At 71.7% G+C, this 22,657-nt stretch carries 23 protein-coding genes and 1 tRNA gene; 15 read left to right on the top strand and 9 right to left on the bottom strand.

The genetic code is table 11. The features are described from left to right. Positions 1-88: 88 nt before the first annotated feature. Positions 89-631 carry an orotate phosphoribosyltransferase gene (locus GA0070619_RS20490; RefSeq protein ID WP_088951930.1) on the top strand — a complete coding sequence of 181 codons (543 nt, stop codon included), beginning with the start codon at positions 89-91 and terminating at the stop codon, positions 629-631. A 213-nt stretch (positions 632-844) separates the two neighbouring features. Then, positions 845-1,174, top strand: coding sequence for a hypothetical protein (locus tag GA0070619_RS20485; protein ID WP_088949564.1), 330 nt, complete (start codon positions 845-847; stop codon positions 1,172-1,174). An 18-nt stretch (positions 1,175-1,192) separates the two neighbouring features. On the opposite strand, the gene GA0070619_RS20480 is transcribed toward GA0070619_RS20485, so the two are convergent. Continuing rightward, positions 1,193-1,843, bottom strand: coding sequence for a hypothetical protein (locus tag GA0070619_RS20480; protein WP_088949563.1), 651 nt, complete (start codon positions 1,841-1,843; stop codon positions 1,193-1,195). Positions 1,844-2,083: 240 nt separating this feature from the next. On the opposite strand from GA0070619_RS20480, the gene GA0070619_RS20475 reads away from it, so the two are divergent. Then, on the top strand, positions 2,084-2,728 hold the full coding sequence (locus GA0070619_RS20475; protein ID WP_231927116.1) for a copper resistance CopC family protein: 645 nt from the start codon (positions 2,084-2,086) through the stop codon (positions 2,726-2,728). A 63-nt stretch (positions 2,729-2,791) separates the two neighbouring features. On the opposite strand, the gene gltX is transcribed toward GA0070619_RS20475, so the two are convergent. Genes gltX through GA0070619_RS20460 form a run of 3 tightly spaced genes read right to left on the bottom strand, consistent with a single transcriptional unit; the run spans position 2,792 to position 6,875 of the window. Continuing rightward, positions 2,792-4,201 carry a glutamate--tRNA ligase gene (gene gltX / locus GA0070619_RS20470; protein WP_088949561.1) on the bottom strand — a complete coding sequence of 470 codons (1,410 nt, stop codon included), beginning with the start codon at positions 4,199-4,201 and terminating at the stop codon, positions 2,792-2,794. A 50-nt stretch (positions 4,202-4,251) separates the two neighbouring features. Then, positions 4,252-5,529 (bottom strand): MFS transporter, encoded by a 1,278-nt coding sequence (locus GA0070619_RS20465; RefSeq protein ID WP_088949560.1) that lies wholly within the window; start codon positions 5,527-5,529, stop codon positions 4,252-4,254. After that, complete coding sequence (locus GA0070619_RS20460) at positions 5,526-6,875, bottom strand: GH1 family beta-glucosidase (protein ID WP_088949559.1); 1,350 nt, start codon at positions 6,873-6,875, stop codon at positions 5,526-5,528. Before GA0070619_RS20460 ends, GA0070619_RS20465 begins: the two co-directional genes overlap by 4 nt. Before the next feature lie 187 nt (positions 6,876-7,062). Here GA0070619_RS20460 and GA0070619_RS20455 point away from each other — a divergent pair, with 187 nt between their 5' ends. Continuing rightward, positions 7,063-7,509 carry an SRPBCC family protein gene (locus tag GA0070619_RS20455; protein WP_088949558.1) on the top strand — a complete coding sequence of 149 codons (447 nt, stop codon included), beginning with the start codon at positions 7,063-7,065 and terminating at the stop codon, positions 7,507-7,509. A 296-nt stretch (positions 7,510-7,805) separates the two neighbouring features. Here GA0070619_RS20455 and aceE read toward each other — a convergent pair whose 3' ends face one another. After that, positions 7,806-10,544 carry a pyruvate dehydrogenase (acetyl-transferring), homodimeric type gene (gene aceE, locus GA0070619_RS20450; RefSeq protein ID WP_088949557.1) on the bottom strand — a complete coding sequence of 913 codons (2,739 nt, stop codon included), beginning with the start codon at positions 10,542-10,544 and terminating at the stop codon, positions 7,806-7,808. 225 nt (positions 10,545-10,769) lie between these two features. Here aceE and GA0070619_RS32530 point away from each other — a divergent pair, with 225 nt between their 5' ends. The 8 genes from GA0070619_RS32530 (at position 10,770) to GA0070619_RS20415 (ending at position 16,690) form a co-directional block, all read left to right on the top strand. Continuing rightward, on the top strand, positions 10,770-11,063 hold the full coding sequence (locus GA0070619_RS32530) for a hypothetical protein (RefSeq protein WP_157744061.1): 294 nt from the start codon (positions 10,770-10,772) through the stop codon (positions 11,061-11,063). A gap of 23 nt (positions 11,064-11,086) precedes the next feature. Beyond that, positions 11,087-11,491, top strand: a complete 405-nt coding sequence (locus GA0070619_RS20445) for a YjbQ family protein (protein WP_172862082.1) — start codon at positions 11,087-11,089, stop codon at positions 11,489-11,491. 232 nt (positions 11,492-11,723) lie between these two features. Beyond that, entirely contained in the window at positions 11,724-12,128 is a 405-nt protein-coding gene (locus GA0070619_RS20440; RefSeq protein ID WP_088951929.1) for a MarR family winged helix-turn-helix transcriptional regulator, read from the top strand. Between the two features lie 51 nt (positions 12,129-12,179). Next, positions 12,180-14,717 carry a thiamine pyrophosphate-dependent enzyme gene (locus GA0070619_RS20435; protein WP_088949555.1) on the top strand — a complete coding sequence of 846 codons (2,538 nt, stop codon included), beginning with the start codon at positions 12,180-12,182 and terminating at the stop codon, positions 14,715-14,717. Between the two features lie 112 nt (positions 14,718-14,829). Beyond that, positions 14,830-15,267 (top strand): DUF3052 domain-containing protein, encoded by a 438-nt coding sequence (locus tag GA0070619_RS20430; RefSeq protein ID WP_007463483.1) that lies wholly within the window; start codon positions 14,830-14,832, stop codon positions 15,265-15,267. Between the two features lie 86 nt (positions 15,268-15,353). Beyond that, complete coding sequence (locus tag GA0070619_RS20425; protein ID WP_088949554.1) at positions 15,354-15,818, top strand: peroxiredoxin; 465 nt, start codon at positions 15,354-15,356, stop codon at positions 15,816-15,818. Positions 15,819-15,895: 77 nt separating this feature from the next. After that, positions 15,896-15,967 (top strand) — tRNA-Val (locus GA0070619_RS20420). A 174-nt stretch (positions 15,968-16,141) separates the two neighbouring features. After that, positions 16,142-16,690: a hypothetical protein gene (locus GA0070619_RS20415; protein ID WP_088949553.1), complete on the top strand. Its 549-nt coding sequence runs from the start codon at positions 16,142-16,144 to the stop codon at positions 16,688-16,690. A gap of 24 nt (positions 16,691-16,714) precedes the next feature. Here the strand turns inward: GA0070619_RS20415 and GA0070619_RS20410 are convergent, their stop codons facing one another. Together GA0070619_RS20410 and GA0070619_RS20405 are read right to left on the bottom strand one after the other, a co-directional pair. Further along, a complete protein-coding gene (locus tag GA0070619_RS20410) occupies positions 16,715-18,100 on the bottom strand; it encodes a hypothetical protein (RefSeq protein ID WP_088949552.1) in 1,386 nt (461 codons plus the stop codon). Then, positions 18,097-18,600 (bottom strand): SigE family RNA polymerase sigma factor, encoded by a 504-nt coding sequence (locus tag GA0070619_RS20405; RefSeq protein ID WP_088949551.1) that lies wholly within the window; start codon positions 18,598-18,600, stop codon positions 18,097-18,099. The genes GA0070619_RS20410 and GA0070619_RS20405 overlap by 4 nt, the downstream gene beginning before the upstream one ends. A gap of 214 nt (positions 18,601-18,814) precedes the next feature. Here GA0070619_RS20405 and GA0070619_RS20400 point away from each other — a divergent pair, with 214 nt between their 5' ends. Then, on the top strand, positions 18,815-19,444 hold the full coding sequence (locus tag GA0070619_RS20400; protein ID WP_088949550.1) for an HAD-IA family hydrolase: 630 nt from the start codon (positions 18,815-18,817) through the stop codon (positions 19,442-19,444). Positions 19,445-19,500: 56 nt separating this feature from the next. Here the strand turns inward: GA0070619_RS20400 and GA0070619_RS20395 are convergent, their stop codons facing one another. Next, positions 19,501-20,436 (bottom strand): phosphotransferase family protein, encoded by a 936-nt coding sequence (locus GA0070619_RS20395; RefSeq protein WP_088949549.1) that lies wholly within the window; start codon positions 20,434-20,436, stop codon positions 19,501-19,503. A gap of 211 nt (positions 20,437-20,647) precedes the next feature. Between GA0070619_RS20395 and GA0070619_RS20390 the strand changes: the two genes are divergently transcribed. Then, the gene (locus GA0070619_RS20390) at positions 20,648-21,127 is read left to right on the top strand and encodes a GNAT family N-acetyltransferase (protein WP_157744060.1); all 480 of its coding nucleotides are present in this window, start codon (positions 20,648-20,650) and stop codon (positions 21,125-21,127) included. A 95-nt stretch (positions 21,128-21,222) separates the two neighbouring features. After that, entirely contained in the window at positions 21,223-22,365 is a 1,143-nt protein-coding gene (locus GA0070619_RS20385; protein ID WP_088949547.1) for a polysaccharide pyruvyl transferase family protein, read from the top strand. Between the two features lie 9 nt (positions 22,366-22,374). Here the strand turns inward: GA0070619_RS20385 and GA0070619_RS20380 are convergent, their stop codons facing one another. Continuing rightward, the gene (locus tag GA0070619_RS20380) at positions 22,375-22,581 is read right to left on the bottom strand and encodes a hypothetical protein (protein ID WP_088949546.1); all 207 of its coding nucleotides are present in this window, start codon (positions 22,579-22,581) and stop codon (positions 22,375-22,377) included. Positions 22,582-22,657: the final 76 nt, after the last annotated feature.

Genomic DNA, 22,657 nt, shown 5'->3' with positions numbered 1-22,657 from the left:
GACACCGTCCGCAGGAGGAGCCCGCCGACGCCGACATGCGCCGAAAGGGGTACGCGGACCCCGAGTCGCCGACGCGATAATGATCATCATGACCGATGTGGGAACCCTGGCCGCGCTGGCTCGCGAGATCGACACCACCTGCCGGCTGACCGGCACGTTCGTGCTCCGCTCCGGGCGGACCGCCGACGAGTACTTCGACAAGTACCGCTTCGAGGCCGACCCCCGTCTGCTGGACCGGGTGGCCTCCCAGCTGGCGCTCCTGGTCCCGACCGACACCGAGGTGCTGGCCGGTTTGGAGATGGGCGGCATTCCGGTGGTGACCGCGCTCGGCCGGCACACCGGGCTGCCCTGCGCCTTCGTCCGCAAGAGCGCCAAGCCGTACGGGACTGCCCGGCTGGCCGAGGGGGCGGAGCTGGTCGGTCGGCGGGTGCTGGTGGTCGAGGACGTGGTCACCTCCGGCGGCCAGGTGGTCATCTCCACCGGGCAACTGCGCGACCTGGGTGCCCGGGTGGAGCACGCCCTCTGCGTCATCGACCGGGCCGAGGGTGGAGCGCAGGCGCTCGCCGGCCACGGCGTGGCGTTGCGAGCGCTCTTCACCCGCGCCGACCTGGAGGCTCACCGCACCCGCTGAGCACCGCTCCGCCCCGGCCGCGCCCCCACGGTGAACGGCACGAAAAGAAGCTGTGAACTGCGTAACCAGGTCCCGCGCTCCCCGTCGTCCGGATGAACCGCCCGGTCCTGACCCCGGGGTACGCGGCGCGCGGCCCGCCGGTCCCGGCCAGTACGGTGACAGGGCACGTCGGGGGGAGCACCCGAGGTTGGGACGAGTGTGAGGAGACCGGGGATGGCGCACGGGGAGGCCGAGCACGGCTGCGCCCAGGGCGAGCCCTGCCGACCGGGGCACCACGACCCGCAGGCGGCTGGCAAGCACCGCCGGCCGGTCGGCGGCGCACCGTCGCACCCGGTGGAGCCGCTCGCCGGCCGGGCCGACGACGATGCCGCCCTGCCGCGCCAGCGCTCCGGGGAGCCCAACATCCTCGCCGAACCCGACTCGGACGTTCCCGCTGGTTGCCTCAGCGAACTTCCCGGCTGGGCCGGGGCGCATCGGCACGGCCCGGTCCGACCTCGGCCGCGGGCCACCCGCCGGCAACGCCCACCGCGCCGCTGGTGCTGACCACCGGGCGGGGGTAGCTCAGCGGGTGCGGCGACGGATCAGCAGGGCGATCCCGGCGAGGCCGACCGTGATCGTGAGCATCACCCCGACGTTGAGCAGCAGCAGGCGTTGCAGGTCGCCGAGCGCCTTGTCAAGGTCCTTCGCGGGGTCGAGCGTGTTCTCCGGGAGCGCCCGTTCGCCGCCGCCCACGCCACCGCTGACCGTGTCGAACTGCCGCTCCAGCGGGACGCCGGCGGTGCGCAGGGTCTCGGACATGCTGAGCCGACCCAGGAACCAACCGGCGCTGATCTTGCGGCCGTCCGGCTGCTTCGCCGGCCGGTAGACGCGGGGGCCGCCGACCGCCTTGGGATAGAGATCGTAGGTCTGCTTCGGCGTCTCGCCGGCGAGCACCACGACCGTGTACTTCGGACCGAGGTCGGCCGGCTTCGGGCCCTTCGGCATGCCGGTGGGGGCCAGGAAGTTGACCTGGTCGATGACCGCGCCCACGTGGGTGGGCTGCGTGTCGGCGCGCAACCGCAGCGGCGCGGAGAGGCCCTCGCCGGCGATGTCCACTCCGGCGGGTGGCGGCTTCGGCGCCGCCGAGGCCGGGCCGGCAGTGCCTAGTGACAGCAACGCCGTGGCCAGCGCGCCCGCCAGCACGGTTGCCAACCACCTCATGTGACGGACCATCCCGCCTCCTCGCCCCGTTCGATGGATGGCATCGTTGTGACGTCTGGATCGGTCTGCCGATGCGGCACCGACCAGATGGTCGGGCTCACCCTTACAGACTCCGGAAAACGTCGATGAGTTGCAGCTTGTGGAACAGTAATTGGAACTATCTGCGATCTCTGCTCGACTAATGAGGAGCGGTTAGATCAGCGGGCGGATCGTACCCTTACGGAGGGGTTCATGGGGGGCAGGGTTACACGTATGGCACGGGTCGTGCCAGTGGTGTTCGGCGTGGCGTTCGGTGTGTCGTTCCTGGCGCCGGCAACGCCAGCCGCCGCGCACAACTCGCTGACTGGCAGCGACCCGCGCGACGGTGCCCGGGTGGCGACGGCACCCGCCCAGATCGAGCTGCGGTTCCTGGCCAAGCCGGCACCGGCTACGACGAAGATCACAATAACCGGGCCGGACAATGTGGTCGCTGGCGGCCCGCCGGCCTTCGACGGCAGCCGGGTGCGGGTGCCGTTCAAGCCGGCGGCGGCCGGGCTCTACATCGTCGGTTACCAGCTCGCGTCCTCGGACGGACACCCGGTGAAGGGCGAGGTGCGATTCACCCTCACGACCGGCACCGCCGCCGACCCGTCCGCCTCGCCGGCGACCGCTGGCGGCTCCGCCCCGACCGCCGGTGGCTCCGCCCCGACCGCGGCGGCGGGTCCGACCTCCGGCGGGGCGTCGTCGGCAGCCCCGGCCGTCACCGCGACCGCCGGTGCGACCGCGGCGGGCAGCCCGGTGCCGGCCGCGCAGGAGAGCAGCCAGATGCGCGGCTGGCTGTGGACGATCGCGGCGGCCCTGCTGGTGGGCGCGCTCGTCGTCGGGTTGCAGCGGTGGCTCCGAGCCCGACGCCGCTGAACGGCCGGGCATCAGCCCGGTTGGCCGGCGACCGGCGGCGGAGACGGCGCCGGAGCTCGGAGGTCAGACCAGTCGGAGCCGGGCGGCGCGCATCCGGGTCAGGGCGCGCTCACGACCGAGCACCTCCAGCGACTCGAACAGCGGCAGGCCCACGGTGCGGCCGGTGACCGCGACGCGTACCGGCGCCTGCGTCTTGCCGAGCTTGAGGCCACGCTCGGCGCCGACCGCCTCCAGCGTCGACTTCAGCGACTCGGCGTCCCAGGACTCCAGCGCCTCGAACGCCGCGACGGCGTCGTCGAGCAGCTCGGCGGAGCCTTCCTTCATCGTCTTGGCCCACGCGGCCTCGTCGATCAGTGGCGAGGCCAGGAAGAGGAAGTCGACGTTCGGCACGATCTCGCTGAGCACCGTGATCCGGGTCTGGGCCAGCGGGGCGACTGCGGCGAACGCGTCGGCGTCGAACTCCTCGGGCTGCCACGGCGGCGGCGCGATGGTGCCGGTGCCGGTCAGCCACGGCTGGCAGGCGTCGATGAACTCGTCCACCGGCAGCGCGCGAATGTAATCGCCGTTGAACGCGCGGAGCTTCTTCTCGTCGAAGAACGCGGGGGAGGGGTTGACCTCTTCGAGCCGGAACTCCTCCTCGATGACCGACCAGGGAACGATCTCCCGGTCGCCCGACGGCGCCCAGCCGAGCAGCATCAGGTAGTTGCGCATGGCGCCGGGGAGGTAGCCCTCCTCGCGGTACGCCTCCAGAGCGACCTTGTCCCGGCGCTTGGACAGCTTCTGCCGCTTCTCGTTGACCACCACCGGCACGTGGGCCCAGATCGGCGGCTTGACCCCGAGGGCGTCCCAGAGCAGCTGCTGCTTGGGCGTGTTGGGCAGGTGCTCCTCGGCCCGGATCACGTGGGTGATCCCCATGGTCATGTCGTCCACGACGTTGGCCAACAGGAAGACCGGCGAGCCGTCGCCCCGGGCGATGACGAAGTCCTCGATGAGCTTGTTCTCGAAGGTCGGCTCACCGCGGATCAGGTCGACGACCACTGTCGCGCCCTCGTCCGGCGTACGGAAGCGCAGCGCGTGCCCCGGGCCCGGGCCGAGGCCACGGTCGCGGTGGTAGCCGTCGTAGCCCTGGTACTGCGAGCCGGTGCGGGCCTGCACGTCCTCGCGGGTGCAGTCGCAGTAGTAGGCGCGACCCGACTCGTAGAGCCGGGCGGCGGCGGCCCGGTGCTCGCCGGCGTTCTCCGACTGGAAGTGCGGGCCCTCGTAGCTGCCCCGCGAGATGCCGATCCAGTCCAGCGCGGAGAGGATCCCCTCGGTCCACTCGGGCTTGTTGCGCGCCGCGTCGGTGTCCTCGATACGCAGCACGAACACCCCGCCCTGCTGCTTGGCGTAGATCCAGTTCTGCAGCGCCGAGCGGGCGCCGCCGACGTGGAACATGCCGGTCGGGGAGGGGGCGAAGCGCACACGTACTGTCACGTCCCCCAGCCTACGGCGACGGTCGAGCGCATTCCGCCAGGGGCCTCGACTCAGGGAACCGAGCGGATCTTGACGACCAGCGCGCTGCCGATCAAGGTGACCACGGCGGTGACGGCGTAAAGGGTGGGATAGCCACCCAGGTACACGACGAGCGGGGCGGAGAGCGCCGGGCCGAGCACCTGCGGCGCGGAGTTCGCGATGTTGATGACGCCCAGGTCCTTGGCCCGGTCGGTGGCCCGGGGCAGCACCTGCGTGATCAACGCGGCGTCCACGGCGAGGTAGACGCCGTAGCCGGCGCCGAGCAGCAGCGCGGCGACGATCGCCATCGGCCAGACCGGCGCCACCGCCAGCAGCAGCGCCGCCACCGCCATGATCACCCCGGATGCGATGACGTAGATCTTGCGGCGTCCGGAACGGTCCGACAGCCGTCCGGCGACCACAGCGGTCAGCATCATGCCGAGCGTGTAGAGCAGGATCAGCACCAGCAGCCCACCCTCAGGATCGGGGTGGCGCACCCCGTCGGTGAGGAAGTACAGCAGGTAGAGGGTGCCCAGGGCGTTGCCGAGCTGCACCAGGAACCGGGTGATCCAGGCCCAGGCGAAGTCCGGGTGCCGACGCGGGCTGATCCACATCGAGGCCAGCAACGCCCGGGTGCGCACCACGGGCCGGTGCGTACGTGGCAGCGGCTCGTCGGGGGTGAACAGCGCGAACGGCAGCGACAACAGCAGGATGGCCACGGCGATGGCCAGATAGCCGGCGGCGTTGCCGGTGACCACTGCGGTCACCAGTACCGCGCCGAGCACCAGCCCGAGCGCCTGCGGGATGCCCACCCAGCCCGAGACGCCACCGCGCTGGGTCACCGGGACCCGGTCCGGGACGGCGGCGCTGAGGCTGGCCAGCATCGCGTTGAAGCAGACCTGCGCGGCCACCCAGCCGAGCGCGACCCCGAGGATGGTCCGCTGCTGGGCCAACAGCACCAGGGCCGCCGCGCCCAGCAGGGCCCCGCCCGCCGTCCAGACGTGCCGGCGACCGAACTCGCGGCCGGCCACCCGCAGGCAGGTGCGGTCGGAGAGCGCGCCGGCGAGGGGGTTGGCGAGCACCGCGGCCAGGGCGCCGAGGCCGGTGACCACGGCCAGCATGTTCTCCTTGTCGCCGGGTGCGATCTGCTCGATCTGCTGGGGCAGCAGCACCTGGATGGGCGTGAAGAACGCCATCCAGACGCCGAGGTTGGCGGCGAAGATCAACCCGATCCAGCCGCGTCGCACCGGCACGGTCGGCTCGGCGAGCGCCGCCGGCAGCGACGCCGGCGTCGGGTCGAGGGTGGTCACCGCGCCGACCCCGGCCGGGAGGCCGCGATCACGTCCCGCAGCCAGGTGTACGACGACTTCGGCGTACGCCTCTGGGTGGCGTAGTCGACGTGCACCAGGCCGAAGCGTTTGGTGAACCCCTCGGCCCACTCCCAGTTGTCCAGCAGCGACCAGACGAAGTACCCGCGCACGTCGACTCCGTCGTCGATGGCGGCCCGGACGGCGCGCAGGTGCCCGTCGAGGTACGCGATCCGCTCCGGGTCGGCCACCTGCCCGTCGGTGTCCGGCGCGTCGTCGTACGCGCAGCCGCTCTCGGTGATCTCGATGGGTGGCAGCGCGTCGCCGTAGGTGTCGTGCAGCCAGCCGAGCAGCTCGTGCAGCCCCTCGGGGGCCACCGGCCAGTCGAAGGCGGTACGCGGGTAGCCGTCCAGCGGCACCAGGTCGAACGGGAGCGGTGAACCCTCCTCGGCGGCCCGTACGCCGGTGGGGTTGTAGTAGTTGACCCCGAGCACGTCGATCGGCGCGGCGATCGTGTCGAGGTCGCCGGGGTGGATGACGCTCGGGTCGAAGCCGGGCAGCTCCGGGTAGCCGCGACCGAGCAGCGGGTCGGTGAAGAGCCGGTTGTGCAGCGCCTCGTAGGCGGCCCCGGCGGCCCGGTCGGCGTCGCGGTCGCCGAGCACCCGCACGGGCGAGTAGTTGTTGGCGATCGCCACCGGGCTGGTGGTGCGGGCCCGCAGCGCGGTGACCGCGAGCCCGTGCCCGAGCAGTTGGTGGTGGGCGACCGGAAAGGCGTCGAAGAGCATCATCCGACCGGGAGCGTGCACTCCCATGCCGTACCCGAGGCTCATGTGGATGAATGGTTCGTTCAGGGTGATCCAGAGCCGGACCCGGTCGCCGAGTCGGGCGGCGGTCAGGTCGGCGTACTCGGCGAACCGGGCGGCGGTGTCGCGGTGCAGCCAGCCGCCGGCGTCTTCGAGGGGTTGGGGCAGGTCCCAGTGGTAGAGGGTCGCCACGGGGTCGACGCCGGCGGCCAGCAGCTCGTCGACCAGCCGGTCGTAGAAGTCCAGGCCGGCCGGGTTGGCCAGGCCGGTGCCGGTGGGCTGCACCCGGGGCCAGGCGATCGAGAACCGGTACGCGGAAACGCCCAGCCCGGCCAGCAACGCGACGTCCTCGGTGTGCCGGTGGTAGTGGTCGCAGGCCACCTCGCCGGTGCTGCCGTCGCCGATCCGGCCGGGGGAGCGCGCGAACGTGTCCCAGATGGACGGACCACGCCCGTCGACCGCTGTGGCGCCCTCGATCTGATGGGCCGATGTGGAGACACCCCAACGGAAGCCGGTGGGGAACTGGGGCATCGGTGCGGTCGACATGCGCCCTCCCGGTCAACGTGAAACGTGCTCGGGACTTTAGGGCGCTCTCGATGAATGCGCCATAGGCCGGCTTGGCGCAATCCGCAATGGTTGATCGGCGTGTCTTTTTCCGAACCCGTCCAGGTAAGTCCGATTTAACGCATAGAGTGCCGATATCGTGGGATGTCCTCACCGGAGGAAGACGGAAATGATCCTCGTTGAACGCAGTGCGCACGTGGCGGCGCCGATTGAAGTGGTCTGGGATGTTGTCCAGCGGGCCGAGCAGTTGCCGGCCTGGTTGGCGGGTGTCCGCGCGGCCGAAGTGCTCTCGGGAGAGGGCTTCGGCCGGCGACAACTGGTCCAGGCGGGGCGCGGCTCGGCGCATGAGGCCGAGGTGATCGCCTACCAGGAGCCGACGCTGATCGGCTGGCGGGAACGGGCCAAGGGTGCCGGTGCTCGTGCGGAGGCGCGCACCGAGATCTACGTCCAGCTCACCACCGACGAGGAGGAGGGCGGGACCGTCGTGCGGCTCATCGTCGTCCGCTGGCCGGCCGGTCCGGTCAAGGCGGCCCTGCTGCGCCTCGGACTACGTCGGGTCGGCGCCGACCTGGAGGACTCGCTGGCCCGGCTCACCGACCTGGCCGCCGTCGGCTGACGAGCGCACATCCTCCCGGCGTCACCCGCGACGGCGGTGGTCCGGATCCCCGCCAGGGACCCCGGACCGCCGCCGCTTCCGGCTCCGGACCGCCGCTGGGCCCTCCGCTGGGCCCTCCGCCGGGCCGTCCGCCGGGCCGTCCGCTGCGGTCGATCATGGAGTTGTGGTGCCCGTTGCGAGGTGACTTGACAGCTTCGTCCCCCACCACAACTCCATGATCGACCCGAGTGGGGGTGGGTCGTACCGAAGGAAGGGCCCGGCGCGCAAGCGCCGGGCCCTTCCTTGGTCGTGCTGGTTCAGCTGTCGCCGCCGGTCTCGCCGACCGGGGCGGCGTTGACGTCGTCGATCGCGTACTTCTTGGCGGCCTCGGCCGGCACGGTGGCCGCCACCGCGCCGCTGCGGGCAAGCTGCCGCAGCGTGGCCACCACGATCGACTCCGCGTCGACGTGGAAGTGTCGACGCAGCGCGTGCCGGGTGTCCGACATGCCGAAGCCGTCGGTGCCGAGCGACGTGTAGTCGCCTGGCACCCAGCGGGCGATAAGATCCGGCACCGCACGCATCCAGTCGCTGACCGCGACCTTCGGCCCGTCCGCGTCGGCCAGCTTCTGCTGGATGTACGGAACCTTCGCCTCGGCGCCCGGGTTGAGGAGGTTGTATTCCTCGGTCTCCACCGCGTCGCGGCGCAGCTCGGTCCAGGAGGTCACCGACCAGACGTCGGCGGCCACTCCCCAGTCCTGGGCGAGCAGCTGCTGGGCCTTGAGCGCCCACTGCATGCCGGTGCCCGAGGCGAGCACGTTGGCCTTCGGGCCGTCGACCTCCGGTGCGGGGGAGTAGCGGTAGATGCCCTTGAGCAGGCCCTCCACGTCCACCCCGGCCGGCTCGGCCGGCTGAAGGATCGGCTCGTTGTAGACCGTCAGGTAGTAGAAGACGTTCTCCTGCGCGTCCCCGTACATCCGGTGCAGGCCGTGCTCCATGATGTGCGCGATCTCGAACGAGAACGCCGGGTCGTACGCGACCACCGCCGGGTTGGTGGCGGCGATCAGCATCGAGTGGCCGTCCTCGTGCTGGAGGCCCTCACCGTTGAGCGTGGTGCGACCGGCGGTGGCGCCGAGCAGGAAGCCCCGGGCCATCTGGTCGGCCGCCGCCCACAGGCCGTCGGCGGTCCGCTGGAACCCGAACATCGAGTAGAAGATGTACATCGGGATCATCGGCTCGTCGTGCGTGGCGTACGCCGAACCGGCCGCGGTGAACGAGGCCACCGAGCCGGCCTCGTTGATCCCCTCGTGCAGGATCTGCCCGGTCGTCGACTCCTTGTACGACAGGAACAGCTCCCGGTCGACCGAGGTGTAGCGCTGGCCGTGCGGCGAGTAGATCTTCGCGGTGGGGAAGATCGAGTCGAGACCGAAGGTGCGGGCCTCGTCCGGGATGATCGGCACCCAGCGCTTGCCGAACTCCTTGTCCTTCATGATGTCCTTGAGCAGGCGGACGAAGGCCATCGTGGTGGCCACCTTCTGCTTGCCCGAGCCGCGCTTGACGTCGGCGAACCGCTCCGGACCGGGGATGGTCAGCCGCTTGGTGCTGGTCCGCCGGGACGGCAGGTAGCCGCCGAGCTGCTCGCGCCGCTCCTTGAGGTACTGGATCTCCTCGGACTTCTCACCCGGGTTGTAGTACGGCGGCAGGTAGGGGTTGTCCTCCAGCGCCTTGTCCGGGATGTCCAGGTAGAGCCGGTCGCGGAAGGTCTTCAGGTCCTCCAGAGTCAGCTTCTTCATCTGGTGGGTCGCGTTGCGGCCCTCGAAGTGCGAGCCGAGCGTCCAGCCCTTGATCGTCTTCGCCAGGATGACGGTGGGCTGACCGGTGTGCTCGGTGGCCGCCTTGTAGGCCGCGTAGAGCTTGCGGTAGTCGTGCCCACCCCGCTTGAGGTTCCAGATCTCGTCGTCGCTGAGCGGGTCGACCATCTTGCGGGTCCGCGCGTCGCGCCCGAAGAAGTGCTCCCGCACGTACGCGCCCGACTCCGCCTTGTAGGTCTGGTAGTCGCCGTCGGTCGTGGTGTTCATGAGGTTGACCAGCGCGCCGTCGGTGTCCGCTGCGAGCAGCGGGTCCCACTCGCGGCCCCAGACGACCTTGATCACGTTCCAGCCGGCGCCCCGGAAGAACGACTCCAGCTCCTGCATGACCTTGCCGTTGCCCCGGACCGGGCCGTCCAGCCGCTGGAGGTTGCAGTTGATCACGAAGGTGAGGTTGTCTAGCTCCTCGCGGGCGGCCACGCCGATGGCGCCCAGCGTCTCCGGCTCGTCCATCTCACCGTCGCCCAGGAACGCCCACACGTGCTGCTGCGAGGTGTCCTTGATGCCGCGGTGCTGTAGGTACCGGTTGAACCGGGCCTGGTAGATCGCGTTCAGACCGCCGAGACCCATCGAGACGGTGGGGAACTCCCAGAAGTCCGGCATCAGCCGCGGGTGCGGGTACGACGGCAGCCCGCCGCCGGGGTGCGACAACTCCTGGCGGAACCCGTCGAGCTGGTGCTCGCTGAGCCGCCCCTCCAGGAACGCCCGCGCGTACATGCCGGGGGAGGCGTGGCCCTGGTAGAAGATGTGGTCGCCGCCGCCCGGGTGGTTCTTGCCCCGGAAGAAGTGGTTGAAGCCCACCTCGTAGAGCGAAGCCGAGCTGGCGAAGGTCGAGATGTGCCCGCCGACGCCGATCTCCGGGCGCTGCGCCCGGTGCACCAGCATCGCGGCGTTCCACCGGACGTACGCCCGGATCCGCCGCTCGACGTGCTCGTCACCCGGGAACCACGGTTCGCGTTCCGACGGGATGGTGTTGATGTAGTCGGTGGTGGTCAGGGGCGGAACCCCGACCTGGCGCTCACGGGCCCGCTCCAGCAGGCGCAGCATGACGTAGCGGGCGCGTTTGGCGCCGCGTTCGTCGATGACACCGTCAAGCGACTCGACCCATTCGCTTGTCTCGTCAGGGTCGATGTCCGGAAGCTGGCTCGGTAGGCCGTCGCTGATCACCGGGCGCTTGCGTTCCGTAGCCACAGGCGTTCCCTCGGTTGTGTGTGGGATAGGTCTCTAGCGCCATCCTGCCCCCTGGTGGCACCCGCCGTCACGTCTAGGGGCCCCTGACGCGACGCTCAACACAGGTACCCGCCGGTAACTTAGCGCGACGACGAGCTTTCGACCCTTGTTCTCGTTTCCTACCGTGGTGACATGTTCGGGCGACGAGTAGTTGTCGGCGGTGCACTCCTGGCGGTCGGGGTGCTCGTGGCGATCCCAGCGACCTGGGTGCTCCTGTCGGGTGATCCCGCCGTGCTCCCGATCATCGTCCTCGGCCTGGCCGCAGCCGTCTTCGGCGCGGCCCAGTTGCGCGGCGGCCTGCGGGCACCTGCTGACCGGAGGGCGCGGCCCGTGCCCGGCCAGCCCCGCAGGCACGCGGACACAGGTATCCCGGCGACCTACTACGGGAGCGACTCGGGCGGCTGGGACTGGTCCGGCGGCGGTGGCGACTCCGGCGGTGGGGGTGGTGGGGACTCCGGTGGCGGTGGCGGCGGGTCCTGACCCGCTCGGGCAGAATGCGACGTATGCGCAGCGACGTCATCACCGTCCGGACCGGGTCCCGCCCGAGCGTCCACGACATCACCGCAGAGGCCCAGCAGTTCGTCTCCACTGAGGGTGACGGCCTGCTGCACGTCTTCGTGCCACACGCCACCGCCGGCCTCGCGATCATCGAGACGGGCTCCGGCTCCGACGACGACCTGCTGACCGCCATCGACGCGCTGCTGCCCACCGACGACCGCTGGCGGCACCGGCACGGCTCGCCCGGCCACGGCCGGGACCACGTGCTGCCGGCGTTCATTCCGCCGTACGCCACACTGCCGGTGCTCGGCGGCCGGCTGGCCCTCGGCACCTGGCAGTCCGTCTGCCTGGTCGACACCAACGGTGACAACCCCACCCGCCAGGTCCGCTTCTCCTTCCTCCCCGGCTGACCGCGCCTCGCGCCGCCGTCGCGCGCTCAAGATCCGCGCAACTTCCCTGAAAGTGCTGCCTCAACGCGCGCCGAGACAGCAACTTCCCTGATGTTGCGCGGATCTAGAGGCTTCGGTCGGGGGCCTCGGTGACCGGCCCCGTGCGTACGATGTGGCCGTGACGCAGGAGGTGGGTTCCGCAGCAGGTGGGCCGGTGGATCGGGCCGGTCTCGCCGCCGATGTGCTACGCCGGATGGCCCACGTGAGCGACGCCCTGCGGCACCGGCAGGGCTCCGCGTTCGCCGAGTTGGGACTCACCCCGGCGGCGGCCCGGGCGTTGCGTGAACTGGACCCGGACCACCCGCTGCCCGCCCGTGACCTCGCCGGCCAACTCGGCTGCGACCGGTCGAACGTGACGGTGCTGGTCGACAAGCTGGAGCACGCCGGGTTGGTCGAGCGCCGCACCGACCCGGCGGACCGCCGGCAGAAGACGTTGGTGGTGACCGAGAAGGGGCGCGTCGAACGGGACCGGGTGACCGAGGTGATGTCTGACTCCCGACTCCTGTCGGGGCTGACCGACCGGGAGCTGAGCACCCTTCGTGACCTGGTGTGGAAGGTGTCCGACGGTGGCTGCCCGGAGCCCTGCGGGCCGGAGTGAGCCGACCCGCCCCAGCCGTGTCCCACTGGGCGAGGCGGCCTCCCGTCGGTAATGCTGTCCGACGTGACCACCCCGCAAGACCTCGACGACCGATTCCGGGAGACGCTGGCGGCGCTGCCCGCCGCGCAGCAACGGCGTGATCCCGCTGACCCGGTCACCGACGACGCCCCACTGACCGGCGCGCAGGTGCTGGACCTGTTCGACGCACAGGTGACCAGCCGGCAGCTCGACCTGGCCGGCCGTTGGCTGCGCAGCTTCGGGGAGGGCTTCTACACGATCGGCTCGGCCGGGCACGAGGGCAACGCCGCGGTCGCCGCCGCGCTACGTCCCACCGATCCGGCGCTGCTGCACTACCGCTCCGGCGCGTTCTACTGCCAGCGCGCCGCGCAGGCCGCCGCCGAGGCGACACCGGCGGACCAGGCACAGCGGGCCGCCGACACGCAACCACCCCCTGGCACGCAACCAGCCACCGGCACGCCACCAGGCACCGGCACGCAGCCCGCCGTGGACCCGCAGCGAGCCGTGGACCCGGGGCCCGCCGCCGAACCCGAGGCAGCCGACCAGTCCGAGCCGTCCGAGCCGTCCGGGACCGAGCCGCCGACCGGTGGGTTCGCGGCGTACGCGGACGCGGCCCGGGACGTGCTGCGCGGCATGGTCGCCTCCAGCCAGGAGCCGATCGCCGGCGGTCGGCACAAGGTGTTCGGCCGGGCCGACCTGGCCATCGTGCCGACCACCTCCACCATCGCCTCGCACCTGCCCCGTGCGGTCGGCATGGGACTGGCCGTGGAACGGCTGCGCCGGCTGGACAGCGCCGGGCGGCGTACCGGGGCGGGGGTCCGGGCCGGCAGCGGCGCGGGCGCCGCGCACGCTCCCTGGCCACCGGACGCGATCGTGGTCTGCTCGTTCGGCGACGCCTCGGTCAACCACGCCAGCGCCACCGCCGCCTTCAACACCGCCGGGTGGTACGACCACGGCAAGCTGCGCATCCCGGTGCTCTTCGTCTGCGAGGACAACGGGCTGGGCATCAGCGTCCGTTCACCGGAGGGCTGGGTCGAGGCGACCCTGCGGGCCAAGCCGGGTATCCGCTACTTCAGCGCGGACGGGGCCGACCCGGTGCAGACGTACGCGGTGGCGGCGGAGGCCGCGGCCTGGGTACGCCGTACCCGGCGGCCTGCCGTGCTGCACCTGCGCACCGTACGGCTGATGGGGCACGCCGGGGCGGACGCGGAGTCGGCGTACCGCAGCCCGGCCGAGCTGGCCGAGGACCTGGACCGGGACCCGGTGGCCGCCACCGCGCGGCTGCTCGTCGACACCGGTGTGGCGACCGGCGAGGAGCTGCTGGCCCGGTACGACGAGACCGGCTGGCAGGTACGCCGGCTGGCCGAGGAGGTGCTGGGCGAGCCGAAGCTCGCCTCCGCGGCCGACGTGGTGTCGACGTTGGCGCCCCGCCGCCCGATGCGGGTGGCGCGGGCGGTGGCCGACGCCGCGGCGCGGGCCAGCGGCCCGGGCGCGGGTGCCCGGGCGGAGGCGTTCGGTGGCAAGCCGCCGGAGCTGAGCGGGCCGATGACCCTGGCGCAGAGCATCAACGCGGCGCTCGCCGACGGGATGCTCGACCACCCGCAGATGGCGATCTTCGGTGAGGACCTGGCTGCCAAGGGCGGCGTGTACGGGGTGACGAAGGGGCTGCGCGACCGTTTCGGGGCGGCCCGGGTCTTCGACACCCTGTTGGACGAGACGTCGGTGCTGGGGTTGGGCCTGGGCGCGGGGCTGGCCGGGATGCTGCCGGTGCCGGAGATCCAGTACCTGGCGTACCTGCACAACGCCGAAGACCAGCTGCGCGGCGAGGCGGCCACCATGCGGTTCTTCTCGCAGGGGGCGTTCCGCAACCCGATGGTGGTGCGGGTGGCCGGGCTGGCGTACCAGGAGGGGTTCGGCGGGCACTTCCACAACGACAACTCGGTGGCCGTACTCCGGGATGTGCCTGGTCTGGTGGTCGCGGTGCCGGCGCGGCCGGACGACGCCGCGCCCATGCTGCGGACCTGCCTGGCCAGCGCGGCGGTGGACGGCAGTGTCTGCGTGTTCCTGGAGCCGATCGCGCTCTACCACACCCGCGACCTGTACGCCGATGGCGACGGGGAGTGGCTGGCCGGATACCCGGAGCCGGGGGCGTGGGTGGCCGGGCACGTGCCGATCGGCCGGGCCCGGGTCTACCGGGTCGGTTCGGCGGACGACCTGACCATCATCACCTTCGGTAACGGGGTGCGGATGTCGCTGCGGGCAGCGGCCGTCCTCGCCGAGGAGGGGGTGGGCACGCGGGTGGTGGACCTGCGCTGGTTGGCCCCCCTGCCGGTGGCCGACATCATCCGGGAGTCCTCGGCGACCGGTCGGGTGCTGGTGGTGGACGAGACACGCCGCTCCGGCGGGGTCGGCGAGGGAGTGATCGCCGCGCTGGTCGACGCCGGATATGTCGGTGCCGCGCGACGAGTAGCGGCAGTTGACTCGTTTGTACCATTAGGTCCGGCAGCACGTCACGTACTGGTCTCCGCGGAAGCCATTACCGACGGTGCCCGTACGCTGCTGGCACGGTAAATTCCGTTCCACCCGGTGCGCCACTTGCGCGCGGACGCACAACTGTGTGGACTTTGCCTGACGGCGTCGCACCGACGCCGCGAGCAGGGACGAGATGAGGAGGCACGCGACAGTGAGCGCGACCGCTGGTCAGGCCGCCGACGGGGTACGCAGCCTGGCGGACCGGTTCGGAATCGAACCGGGGATGGTCGTCATGGAGATGGGGTACGACGACGACGTCGACCAGGATCTCCGAGACGCCCTGACCGACCGCTGTGGAGATCTGGTCGACGAGGACACCGACGAGGTGGTCGACGCCGTGCTGGTTTGGTACCGCGACGGCGACGGTGACCTTTTCGAGCTTCTCGTCGATGCCCTCGGCCCGCTGGCCGACAACGGGGTCGTGTGGCTCCTCACCCCGAAGGCGGGGCGTGACGGGCACGTCGAGCCGAGTGAGGTCGCGGAGTCCGCACCCACCGCCGGCCTTCAGCAGACCTCGACCGTCAACGCCGGCCGGGACTGGAGCGGCGCACGTCTGGTGCTGCGCCGAGGGGCCAAGGCCAAGAAGTAGCCCGTGCCGCTTCGCGCGCCCGGCGGTCTGCACCGCCGGGTGGCAAGCCGGTGCCGTTTTCGTGACCCGACCCGAGGAGAGTTCGCATGCCCATCGAGGTTGGTGCCGAGGCACCGGACTTCGTGCTGAAGGACCAGAACAACCAGGAGGTCCGGCTCTCGGGCTTCCGGGGCAGGCGCATCGTCCTGCTGGTCTTCTACCCGCTCGCCTTCACCGGCACCTGCCGGGGTGAGCTGTCCGAGATACGGGACAACCTCGACGAGTACGTGAACGACGACGTCCAGGTGCTGACCGTCAGCGTCGACTCGGCCTACAGCCACAAGATCTGGGCTGACCGCGAGGGCTACCAGTTCCCCATGCTGGCCGACTTTTGGCCGCACGGCGGTGTCGCCCAGGCGTACGGGGTCTTCAACGACGTCGCCGGGTTCGCCAACCGGGGCACCTTCGTCATCGACAAGGCCGGCGTGGTCCGCTTCGCCGAGATGAACGGCCCGGGCGAGGCCCGCGACCAGCAGGGCTGGCGCAAGGCCATCGCCGCAGCGACCGTCTGACCGGGGTACGCCGTGCGCCGGGACCGGTGGCGGGCAAGGTAAGCTTGCCCACCACCGGCCCGCCGCACGGGCGATCCGGGCGCGTAGCTCAGTGGGAGAGCACCCGCCTTACAAGCGGGGGGTCGCAGGTTCGAAACCTGCCGCGCCCACCCCTCATCATGAAAACGGCAGCAGTACGTGCCCGCGAACGATCCCTGGCAGCTCAGCAGCGCGGCGTTCGGCGTGTCGAGCTGCCCGACCGCCAACCATCGACCGCGTGCTGACCCGGAGTCGACCCGCGCCCGGGTGACGACGCCCACTGCGCGCGCCGCCATGATGGCCGGGTGCAGGACACCGTCGCCGTCGCGCTGATCACCTCACTGTCCACGCTGGCCGCCGCCGCCCTGACCGGGTTGGTCGGCGCGTTGAGCACCCGACGGCAACTGGCCCACCAGCTCGCCGTGGCCCGGCAGGAGAGCGTCGAACGGCGGGCGACGCGCCGGGACGAGCTACGGCGGGACGCGTACGTCGGGTTCCTGAGCGCCTGCGACCAGGCGTACCGGCAGTTGGACCGGCGGTGGCTCGACGCCGGCGGGAGTGAGCCGGTTTCGGGCTACGACGAGGCGTACGTGGCGATGCGCGCCGTGGACGAGGCGTACAACCTGGTGTTGTTGGAAGGGCCGGCGGAGGTCGAGGCGGCGAGCCGGGCTGTGCTGACCAGCATCGGTGCGGAGCACGCCGACCAGCGTCGGCTGGGCGACGAGCCGGGCGGGGCGACGACGCCCTTGCGCGAGGGCCATCGGGAGCGCTGGCTCGTCGCGATCGAGGCACGGGCGAATCACCGGATCTCGTTCGTCGACACCGTTCGTCCGGTCTTGAATCGGGGCGAGTGACGCCGACCGTGCTGCTGCCGTCTCTCACCCACCAGCCCGGCGGGCCCGCCTGACGCGTCGATCGTCGAGCCACAGCGCGATCCGTTGGCGGCTCGCGTACAACACTCCGACCGTGACCAGCATGGTGACGAGACCCGTCCAGAGCCAGAACCGACCACCCACTCCGCCCGGCGGCTGCGCGTCGCGGACGCGTCCGCTGCGGACCACCTGGTCGGCGACGTCGACGGCGATGACCTGGTCCGGCGCGGTCAACACGGTTCGCGGCGCGGTGGCGCCGGGCGTGAGCGCCAGCACCCGCACGGTGCGCACGCGCTGGTCGCTCGTGGGCGGGGCCGTCTGCTCCTCGAGCGGCAGGTCGGGGGCGAGGGCGTCCGGCTGATAGGCCGCCACCAGGGCCGACCCGTCCGGCGCCCAGCCGAGCAGCCGGATGGCGACGACCCCGGACACAGCGGGCAGGCGTAGTGGACCGACGTCCCGGCCGCTGGCGGGGTCGACCTGACGCAGGGTCCACTCGCTGTCCGCCCGGCGGACAGCCAGCGTCAGGTTCGTGCCGTCCGGACGCCATGCGCCCTTGCCGGCCAGCCATGTCTCGTCGGGCAGGGCGAACGAGGAGAGCTCGCGGCCAGCCAGATCGGTCACCGCGACGGTGCGGCCGTACTGGTAGGCGAGCCGACCCGGGGCGGCGGCGACGGTCGAGCCGAAGCGGGCCTCCTGGGCGCCGGCGGCCAGCCTGGTCCAACGCTCCCCGCCGAGGGTCACCGCACTCAGCACGGTGGTGTACGTGGCCCCTTCGAACGCGACCGGCACTTCGTCACTGACCACCAGCGACCCGCCGTCAGCGGACCAGCCGACAGGTGTGCTCCAGACACTGCGGTCGACGGGCGACGTGAGTCGCTGGGTCCGGCCGGTGATCAGGTCGATGACCTCGACGCCCGGATCGTCCTGGACCCCGTCCGGCCGGGCCACGTACCGGCCGTCGGGGGAGAGGTGGACCGACACGCCTGCCAGTGACTCCCCGCCCATCCGCATGATCCGGTAGCGGTCGGAGTCCGCGTCGACCACGCCGACCACGTTCACGTCGTTCCAACCGTGCAGACGCGGCGCCGGCCCGTCGAAGATGACCGACGCCGGACCGAGCCGGGGACGGTCGGTGACATGCAGCGTGCCGATCGGCGGCAGGGCGATGTGGTCGGGCAGCGCGGCGTTCGCGGCGGCGGCCGGGTCGAGGCCGGGGGTACGCGTCAGCGGCACCACGACGCCGGCCAACGCGAGCAGCAACAACGCCGCGGCGCCGACGCCCACGCGGCGCAGACGGTCGCGGCGGGCGGTGGCGAGAGCGCGCTCGTACACCGGGTAGGTGGGCACGTCCTCGGCGGTGGCACGCAGTGCGTCGCGGAGCCGGGCGGTCATCGGGTGCTCCTCTCCGCGGCGGCGTCCAGCAGGTCGGGAGCGACCGCTCGGAGTCGGCGCAGTGCGTCGTGGGCGTGGCGTTTGACGGTGCCGAGAGAGCAGCCGAGCAGGTCGGCGACCTGCGCTTCGGTGCGGTCCTCGTAGTAGCGCAGCACGATGACGGCCCGTTGGCGGGGGGTGAGGTGGCGCAGCGCGGCGGTGAGGGTCAGTCGTAGGGCGGTGGTGTCGGTGTGGTCGCCGCCGGCTCGTTCGGTGGGTTCGGCTTCGAGTCGTTCGGCGAGGCGTCGGCGTCGCCACCAGGAGACCTGTTGGTGGTACATGACGCGGCGGACGTACGCCTCGGGATCGCCGTCGCGGATGCGTCGCCAGTGGCGGTAGGTGCGCGCCAGGGCGGTCTGCACGAGGTCTTCGGCGAGTTGATGGTCACCGGTGAGGAGGTAGGCGGTCCGGGACAGGGCCGGCGAACGCTGCACCACGAACTCGTGGAACGTCTCGGTCATGCCCACCCCCTCGGTGAGAAGAACGCCTCCCGTGCGGCGGATGGTTGAGGCCCCCTGCCGAGCTGAGGACACCACCCGCCAAGATCCGCGCAACTTCAGTGTTGTTGCTGCCTGGGCAGTCGGCGAGGCAGCAGGATCCCCGAAGTTGCGCGGATCTTGGGGCGGGGGAGCGGGGCGGCTATTGTCGTCCGACGAGCATCAGGGGGAGCGTGGCGTGACATTGGCAGGCATCGGCGCGGTGCTGTTCGACATGGATGGCACCCTGGTCGACTCCGACGCCGCCGTCGAGCGGGCCTGGGAGCGGTGGGCCGTCGAGTACGCCGTCGACCCCGCTGCGGCGCTGGCGATCGCCCACGGCAGCCCCGCCGACCGGACCATCCGCCGGCTGCTGCCCGCGCTCGACGACAGCGCGGTCGCCGCGGCTGCGGCGCGGCAGCTCTCGTTGCAGTACGACGACCTGTCCGACGTGACGGCCACCGTCGGGGCCCACGACCTGCTGAGCGCGCTGGCCCGGTTGGGGTTGCCCTGGGCGGTGGTGACCAGCGCGGACGCGCGACTGGCCGAGGCTCGGCTCGGTGCCGCCGGCATCGTCGCGCCGGTGCTGGTCACCGTGGAGGACGTGCGGGTGGGCAAGCCGGACCCGGAGGGCTATCTGCGGGCCGCCGCTCTGCTGGGCGTGCCCGTGGCGCGGTGCCTGGTGGTCGAGGATGCCGAGGTGGGGCTGCGGGCCGGGCGGGCGGCCGGTGCGATGACCGCCGCGCTGAAGGGCCTCGACGGCGATCTGCGCCTTGCCGACCTGGCGCAACTGGCACGCCACCTGCAGTCGACGCCGACGACGCCCTGACCCGCCCGCCGGTCAGCGGGGGTCGACGCCGACGGCGCCCTGACCCGCCCGCCGGGTCACCGGAGGCGGGTGGCCAGCCACGGGAGCAGGGCGTCGGCCTGGGCCTGCTGAAACGCGCGGACGGTGGGGATGCCCTGCGGTGGCGGACGACGAGCGCCGTCGGCGAAGAACCCGGCCAACCCGGCGTACACGCCGGTGAGCGTCATCGGGTCGACCTCGGCGGTGATCGGCAGCCGGCGCAGCAGGGACTCGGTGTCGTGCCCGCCGTGCAGCCGGACGTTGACCAGCAGCAGCGCGGTGTCCAGCCAGGCCGGCCCCCGGCAGGCCCACGGCCAGTCGACGACGGTGACCGTGCCGGTCGCGTCGAGCAGCAGGTTGTCGGCCCGTACGTCCACGTGGCAGAGCGTGTCACCGGTCAGCGCGGCGATGCCGTGGTCGGCGGCGGCGCGCAGCTGGTCCAGGTGCTCCCGGGCCCACGGGTCCAGCACAGCCGGTGGGTCGGCGGCGATCCGGTGCCACCCGGCGAAGTCCTCGGCCAGCCGGTCGGCGGCGGTCGGCACGTGCGTCACCGGGCTCGGGGTGAGCACCGCGGCCATCACCTCCAGGGCCTTCAGGACGCGGGTCAGTTCGTCGGCCCGCCACGGGGTGGCCGGGTGTCGACCGTCCACGTCGGAGAAGACCAGCGCCACCCACTCGCCGTCGTCGTGGCAGCCCAACAGTCGGGGCGTCGGTGCCGAGGCCGGCAGGGCGGCGGCCGTGCGGGCCTCCGCCCGGTGCATCCCGGGGCTGTCCGGGTTCTGCGCCGGGCTGATCGCCTTGACGAACGCCCGCCGACCGGTCGCGGTGCGGACCCGGTCCGCGGTGCCCGGCGAGTAGCCGCCCGGTTGGGACACCGCCTCGACCACCCGGTCGCCGATGATCTCCTGCACCGACGTCCGGACCCGCTCGGGCAGGTCCGTCCAGCCGATCCGGTTGGTGGTCTGCTGCGTCACCTACTCACCGTGCGCCCCGTCCACGCCGCCGGACAACCCATTTCCCCGCCGGTGGCCACCCCCTCCGGATTGTCGAGGTGGCCATCGCTGACGTGAGCTCGTCATCATGGCCGGGTCGCGCACGCCTGGCCGTCCCGCCGTGGCCAACCCGGTGGCGTGTCCGGGCGGGTTCTGCTGCACTACCCGCTGGCAACGACGAAGGGGAGCGACTGTGGAATTGACATTGACGCCGATGACGGCGCAGGAGTTGGCCCGGCTGCTGGTGTCGCTGGAGCAGGGGTACGCCGATGACCTGGTGGCGCACCGGGGGATGACCCCGGAGGCGGCCCTTGATCGGTCGAGCAGCCAGATCCGGGAGTCGCTGCCGGCGGGCGCGGCCACCGAGGGAGCGCTGCTGCGGATGGGCCGGGTCGGTGACACCGAGATCGGCTGGATCTGGGTGACCCTGCCGACGGCCGCCGCCCCGGACCAGGCGTGGATCCACAACATCGAGGTGCACGAGGAGCACCGGGGACATGGGTACGCACGCCGGATGATCCAGCTCATCGAGGTCGAACTCGCCCAGCTCAAGGTGCCCGAGCTGGGTCTGAACGTGTTCGGGACGAACACCGTGGCGATCGGGCTCTACCGCAGTCTGGGCTTCGAGGTCACCTCACAGCAGATGGCGAAGCGGATCGACCCGGCGAGCTGAGGTCGGAAGCGAGACCCCAGGACGGTCCCCCCGGCAGGACTGTTCACCTGCCCAGCGGGAAACCGGCGCGGACCGCACCTGGGGAGGAGCGACGGATGACGCACGGTGCCGGACTGACCATCGGTGTGCTGGGCTCGTACGGTGGGCGAAACCTCGGCGACGAGGCGATCCTCACTGGCCTGCTCACCGATCTGCGTACGCAGGAACCGAATGCCCGGATCATCGTCTTCTCCCGTAACCCGGAGCACACCCGGGCCGCCCATCCGGACGTCGAGGCGGTGCCCTGGGAGGGCGTCAGCCGCACCGACTCCGCCCTGGTCCTGGCCCAGCTCGACCTCCTCATCCTGGGCGGCGGTGGCATCCTCTACGACCGGGAGGCTCGCCGTTACCTGCGGGTGGTCCGGGTCGCCCAGGAGCGGGGCCTGCCGCTGATCACGTACGCGGTGGGGGTCGGGCCGCTCAGCGACGGGGTGGACACCGGCATGGTCCGGGAGACGCTCTCCGGCGCGACTCAGGTGACCGTCCGTGACCAGGAGTCCCGGATGGTGCTGGAGGAGGCTGGCCTGCTCAACCCGATCACGGTCACCGCGGACCCGGCCTTCCTGTTGCAACCGGAGGAGTTCCCGGCGCACCTGCTGGCCGAGGAGGGTGTGCCGGTCGGCAAGCGACTGGTCGGGATCAGCGTGCGGGAGCCGGGGCGGGCCGCCGAGCGGCTGGACGTGGACGGCTACCACCGGCTGCTGGCCCAGATCGGTGACTTCCTGGTGCACCGGATCGACGCGTACGTGCTGTTCGTGCCGATGGAACGCGACGACATCCGGCATGCCCACGGCGTCCTGTCCCACATGGTCGCCGCCGAGCGGGGCCGGATCCTGCACGGCACCTATTCGCCGCAGCAGGTGCTCGGGCTGATGCGCCACTTCGACCTGGCCGTCGGCATGCGCCTGCACTTCCTGATCTTCGCGGCGATGGTCGGCACACCGTTCCTGCCCCTGCCGTACGCCGGCAAGGTCTTCGACCTGGCCCAACGACTCGGCGTGCCGGCGCTGCGCGGTGTCGAGCGGGAGGTCGAGGGGCCGCTGCTGGCCGAGGTCGACCGATTGTGGGACGAGCGGGAGCAACGCGCCGAGGCCACCGCCCGCCGGGTGGCGGAGGTGTGCGAGCAGGCGCGGGGCACCTCGGAGGTCACCCGTGGCGTGTTGGAGAGCCTGCGCAGTCAGGCCCTCACCCGGGTCTGACCTGGGCTGTCACACCGCCGGGCCGGTCCACCGGTAGCGCCACTCGCGGGCCTCTTCCCGGGCGGTCTCCAACTCGTAGATCTGCGCGTCGGCCAGCCCACCGGAGCCGATGTGGTGGTGGGTCAGCGGCGGACGGCCGTTGCTGTCCAGTTCGACGGTGATGGTCTGCCCGTCCGCCGTGCCGCCGACGAGAAGGATCTGCACGGATGAAGCCATGCGCCCATCCTGCCCGTAGTGCCGCCCGCCCGCAGCGGATAGCGGGGCAGCGGGGAGCCCCGCTTCGTCACTAGGG

The organism is Micromonospora zamorensis (assembly GCF_900090275.1).
Classification (GTDB): Bacteria; Actinomycetota; Actinomycetes; order Mycobacteriales; family Micromonosporaceae; genus Micromonospora; species Micromonospora zamorensis.
This window is presented reverse-complemented; position numbering and strand designations above follow the sequence as displayed.